The following is a 5,276-nucleotide window of genomic DNA, read 5'->3' on the forward strand; positions in this document are numbered from 1 at the left end:
CGAGCAGATCCTTTTCCTGCATCGGTCAGGCGCCCAGCGTCATCAGGCTGGCGTTGCCGCCGGCTGCCGTCGTATTGACGCACACTGCGCGCTCGGCCACCAGGCGCCACAGCGGAATCGCGTCGCTGCCGGTGGTTTCGATCACCGGCACCAGCGCACCGTCGCGCGCAGCGAGGCGGACGGACAACTCCGCCAGCAGGTCCGCGTCCACCAGCGCCATCGCAAGCGAGATGCTCGCAATCGATTTTTCCTCGACCACGTCCACCGCCTTGCGCACATCCTGCGGCAGACCCGGCGGCAGCAGCGCAGCCGTCTGCGAATTCAGGGCCACGCGGTTACCCGTCGCAAAGCAGGCCGCCAGCTGGTTGAGCAGCACCTCGACCTGCGATGCGGCGCACAGCACCAGGCCGCGCGGCGCAAAACGCAGGGTATTGCGCTCGCCGGTCGGGCCGGGCAGGACCATTTCCGTATTCAGCAGGCTGGCATGCACATAGCCGTCACCCAGCGCCGCGACGCGGGTGTGGCCATGCGAGCCGGCCCACTTCATCAGGCTGTCGAAGGCCGGCAGCGCGGCGTGCTGCTGTTCGTGGATGGTGTGCGCTGCACGCGCTACAACCGCATCACGCTGCAGGCGCTTCAGGTAGAGCGGACCGCCGGCTTTCGGGCCGGTGCCGGACTTGCCTTCGCCGCCGAACGGCTGCACGCCGACCACCGCGCCGACGATGTTGCGGTTCACATAGATATTGCCGACATGCGCACGCGCCGTGATGAAATCGATCGTCTCGTCGATGCGCGAATGGATGCCCAGCGTCAGCCCATAGCCGGTCGCATTGATGGTGTCGATCAGCTGCGGCAGGTCGTCGCGGCGATAGCGGATCACGTGCAGCACCGGGCCGAACACTTCACGCTGCAGTTGCGCGATCGAATCGAGTTCGATCACGGTCGGCGGCACGAAGGTACCTTGCTCGCATGCCTTCGGCAGCGGCAGCTGGAAGACGTTCGGCGACTGCGACTTCATGCGCTCGATGTGTGCGAGCAGGCCCTTCTGTGCTTCCGCGTCGATCACCGGGCCGACGTCGGTCGCGAGGCGGTCCGGGTTGCCGATGCGCAGTTCCTGCATCGCGCCCTTCAGCATCTTCACCGTCTTGTCGGCGATATCTTCCTGCAGGCAAAGCACGCGCAATGCGGAGCAACGCTGGCCGGCGCTGTCGAAGGCCGAGCTCAGCACATCCTGCACCACTTGTTCCGGCAGCGCGCTGGAGTCGACGATCATCGCATTCTGGCCGCCGGTTTCGGCGATCAGCGGAATGTCGCGCTTTTCAGCGGAGGCACGCTTGGCCAGCGTGCGGTTGATAATTTGCGCGACTTCGGTCGAACCGGTGAAGATCACGCCGCGCACACGCGCATCGGCGGTCAGCGTTGCACCCACGGTTTCGCCGGTGCCCGGCAGGAATTGCAGCGCACCGCTCGGCACGCCCGCTTCATGCATCAGTTGCACCGCACGGAAGGCGATCAGCGGCGTCTGTTCCGCCGGCTTGGCCAGCACGACGTTGCCGGCGGCGAGTGCCGCGCTGACTTCGCCGACGAAAATCGCCAGCGGGAAGTTCCACGGGCTGATGCACACCACCGGGCCCAGTGCCTGGGTGTTCGGGCCGTCCTGTACTTGTGCCGCGTAATAGCGCAGGAAGTCCACCGCTTCACGCACTTCGGCGATCGCATTCGGTAGCGTCTTGCCGGCTTCGCGAATGGTCAGTGCCAGCAGTTCCGGCGTGTTTTGCTCGAGCAGTTCGGCGGCGCGGACCAGTGCTGCAGCACGTTGCGTCGGCGGCGTGGTTTGCCAGTCGGTCGAATACGCTTCGGCAGCCGACAGCGCGCTCTCCACATCCTGCGCGCCCGCTTCCACCACGCGGCCGACCACATCGCGGTGGTTGGCCGGATTGAGGATGTCATGCGGTTGGTTGGCGCTGGCCGCGCCCGATGCGAGCAGCGGCGCGGCATCCCATTGCTTTTCAGAGAAACCCTGGAAGGCGATGTCGATTTCGCGCAGCACGTTTTCGTTCGGAATATCGACGCCGGCCGAGTTGAGGCGCTCCGCGCCGTACAGGTTCACCGGCAGCGCGATGTTCGCATGCGGTTCGCCGCCGAGCTGTTTCGCGGTCTTGAACGGATCGGCGATCAGCGAATCGATGGCCACGTTTTCGTCGACGATCTGGTTGACGAAGGACGAGTTGGCACCATTCTCGAGCAGGCGGCGCACGAGATACGCGAGCAGGGTTTCATGCGAACCGACCGGCGCGTAGATGCGGCACGGCTTGCCGAGGTTTTCCGCGCCGACCACCTGGTCGTACAGCGTCTCGCCCATGCCGTGCAGGCACTGGAATTCATAGTCGCTGATGCCGCGGTCCTGTGCCCAGGTATAGATGGACGCCAGCGAATGCGCATTGTGCGTCGCAAATTGCGGGTAGATCACGTCGGTCGATGCCAGCAGTTTCTGCGCGCAGACGAGATAGGACACGTCGGTATACACCTTGCGCGAATACACCGGATAACCCGGCATGCCGTCCACTTGCGCGCGCTTGATTTCCGCATCCCAGTACGCGCCCTTCACCAGGCGCACCATGAACTTGGTGCCGCTGCGGCGCGCGAGGTCGACCAGGAAATCGATCGCGAACGGGCAGCGCTTCTGGTACGCCTGCACCACAAAACCGATGCCGTCGAAACCGGCCAGGTCCTTGTCGAAGGCCAGCGCTTCCATCAGATCCAGCGACAGCTCGAGGCGGTCGGCCTCTTCCGCATCGATGTTCAGGCCGATGTTGTACTGCTTGGCCAGCATCAGCAGGCGTTTCAGGCGCGGCAGCAATTCATTCATCACGCGGTCGCGCTGCGCGCGCGAGTAGCGGGGATGCAGCGCCGACAGTTTCACGGAAATGCCCGGGCCATCCTTGATGCCGCGGCCGTTCGATGCGCGGCCGATCGCATGCACCGCGTTTTCGTAGGCGTTGTAATAGTTCGCCGCATCTTCCTCGGTCAGCGCTGCTTCGCCCAGCATGTCGTAGGAATAACGGTAGCCGCGCGCCTCGTTCGGACGGCTGTTGTCGAGCGCTTCCGCGATGGTCTGGCCGGTCACGAACTGGTTGCCCAGCATGCGCATCGCCAGGTCCACGCCCTTGCGGATCAGCGGCTCGCCGCCCTTGGCGATCAGGCGGGTCAGCGCCGAGCCCAGGCCCTGTTCGCTGTTGGTGCCGACCAGCTTGCCGGTGATCAGCAGGCCCCAGGTCGCGGCATTGACGAACAGCGACGGCGACTCGCCGAGGTGTTTCTTCCAGTCACCCTTGCTGATCTTGTCCGCGATTAGACGGTCTGCCGTCTGGTGGTCGGGAATACGCAGCAGCGCTTCGGCCAGGCACATCAGCGCCACGCCTTCCTCGGACGACAGCGAAAATTCATGCATCAGCGCATCCACGCCGGAAGAACGGGTGCGCTTTTCGCGAACCGCCTGAACCAGGTTGCGCGCCAGGTCCTGGATCTTTTCCTGGGACGCATGGTTAGGCTTGACCTGGTCCAGAAGCCACTGCACGGCTTCGCGCTCGTCGCGGCGCCAGGCGGCGGTAATTGCCGCGCGCAGGGTGGTCGGCATGTGGTCGATGTCGGCGTGCAGCGCGGCGAACGGCGCGGCCGAAGAGAATTCCTGTGCAGCAATCAGCATGGTAAGGGGTGAAAATCCATGAAAAAAATGATTTTCGATTGTAGGGAGGATCGCTATTGATTAATTCTGGAAATGAAGCGTGGTATCAAAATTTTCTATTTTGTGGGAAAATCCAGCCGAACAAAATTCTTATGGTGTGCACGCCATGCTCGACAAGATCAGCAAGAAAATCCTCTCCGAACTCCAGAACGACGGCCGCATCAGCAATGTCGAGCTCGCGTCCCGCGTCAACCTCTCCCCCGCCGCCTGCCTGGAACGCGTGCGCAAGCTGCAGGACGCCGGCTACATCCTCGGCTACAGCGCGACGCTGAACCCGCAATTGCTGGACGTCTCGCTGCTGGTTTTCATTGAAGTCGTGCTCGACCGCACCACGCCGGAAGTCTTCGAAGCCTTCAAGCGCAGCGTGCAGGTCATCCCGGAAGTACAGGAATGCCACATGGTGGCCGGCGGCTTCGATTACCTGGTCAAGGCGCGGGTAAAGGACATGAACGCCTACCGCGAATTCCTCGGCAAGTCGCTGCTGCAGTTGAAGGGTGTGCGCGAGACGCACACCTACGCGGTGATGGAAGAGGTGAAGAATACGACGCGGCTGCCGATACGGTGAAAACTGAATCCTGCATGGTGTTCTTCACAGCATACGCTGGCCCAAATCGAACCGACCATCAGGTGCACGGCAATTCTTTATTGCTTTGGCTTAAACGTCGGTAATAAGTCAAAGTCCGATTGGTCAGGACTGCTGAACCAGCGCAATTCCGGATAACGCCCAATTTGCTGCTTGATGTTACCGAGTGTCTGGGCAAGACGTTTCCGAACTTGTTCCTGCTTTTTCTGCACGGCCGCAGGTGGCGCATTCCAGAAGAATGGGTCGTTGGCTGCGCATACCTTTGCAAAGATTTCGCGTTTTTTCTCAGCACGTTTTCGAAGGGCCTCTTGAAATAGTCTACTTAAGGCTTCGGGAGCAGGAATGCCATGCTTTGGAGAATCCCACACCTCTCTGAGGAAGTCGGTGGACTCGATCGCCGCAGGATGGGCAGCGATGCATGCATATACCAGATAGTCCTCTTGCGAAAGAATCTCGCGGCCAGGCGACCTGTGATCGGTCAGGTAATGAGCAGCGGGGGACATTCCACCTTCAATTGCTTTCTTCAACCATTCCATGCCCTTGCGCCGGTCAGCACGGCCGGCGGCCATTGCGATACCTTCGTATGCAAGGACGTAGCCTTTATCGGCAGCCCATTGAAAATCCTCGAGCGCAAGTTGAACTTCATTTATCCCTTTCTGGGAGGGACCGAGCAATACGGCATAACCTCGCGCAACCCGTGCAAAAGGTGTGTCGAATCGTTCTGGCAAATGGGAACGGCTGTTGACGTTCACTGAAAATTGACCCACTTTCCGCAGTAGTTTTCATCCAAATTTGACCCACGTGATTCAATCGCCTGCTCAATAAATGGGCAGGAGGACGAGGAGTGATCACAGTGGGCATGTTTGCCAAGATCAGGCGGATGCATTTCCGCGAGAAGCTCTCCATACGAGAGATCGAACGGCGCACGAATCTGTCGCGCAATACGAT

4 protein-coding genes are annotated in these 5,276 nt (G+C 61.3%); 1 reads left to right on the top strand and 3 read right to left on the bottom strand.

Going from position 1 to position 5,276, the window contains the following annotated elements:
- Positions 1-25: 25 nt before the first annotated feature.
- On the bottom strand, positions 26-3,706 hold the full coding sequence (gene putA / locus AYR66_RS01110) for a trifunctional transcriptional regulator/proline dehydrogenase/L-glutamate gamma-semialdehyde dehydrogenase (RefSeq protein ID WP_088705973.1): 3,681 nt from the start codon (positions 3,704-3,706) through the stop codon (positions 26-28).
- A gap of 145 nt (positions 3,707-3,851) precedes the next feature.
- On the opposite strand from putA, the gene AYR66_RS01115 reads away from it, so the two are divergent.
- Positions 3,852-4,310 carry an Lrp/AsnC ligand binding domain-containing protein gene (locus AYR66_RS01115; protein WP_088705974.1) on the top strand — a complete coding sequence of 153 codons (459 nt, stop codon included), beginning with the start codon at positions 3,852-3,854 and terminating at the stop codon, positions 4,308-4,310.
- A 77-nt stretch (positions 4,311-4,387) separates the two neighbouring features.
- Here AYR66_RS01115 and AYR66_RS01120 read toward each other — a convergent pair whose 3' ends face one another.
- The gene (locus AYR66_RS01120; protein ID WP_141103992.1) at positions 4,388-5,080 is read right to left on the bottom strand and encodes a hypothetical protein; all 693 of its coding nucleotides are present in this window, start codon (positions 5,078-5,080) and stop codon (positions 4,388-4,390) included.
- Positions 5,077-5,276, bottom strand: a 200-nt coding sequence (locus AYR66_RS29205) for a hypothetical protein (RefSeq protein ID WP_206047009.1), incomplete at its 5' end; no start/stop codon positions are given. The genes AYR66_RS01120 and AYR66_RS29205, both read right to left, overlap by 4 nt.

The sequence above is a fragment of the Noviherbaspirillum denitrificans genome (assembly GCF_002211445.1).
Classification (GTDB): Bacteria; Pseudomonadota; Gammaproteobacteria; order Burkholderiales; family Burkholderiaceae_D; genus Noviherbaspirillum; species Noviherbaspirillum denitrificans.

Coding starts and splice junctions, on each gene's coding strand:
- putA (WP_088705973.1), bottom strand. CDS start 3,706: ATGCTGATTGCTGCACAGGAATTCTCTTCGGCCGCGCCGTTCGCCGCG.
- AYR66_RS01115 (WP_088705974.1), top strand. CDS start 3,852: ATGCTCGACAAGATCAGCAAGAAAATCCTCTCCGAACTCCAGAACGAC.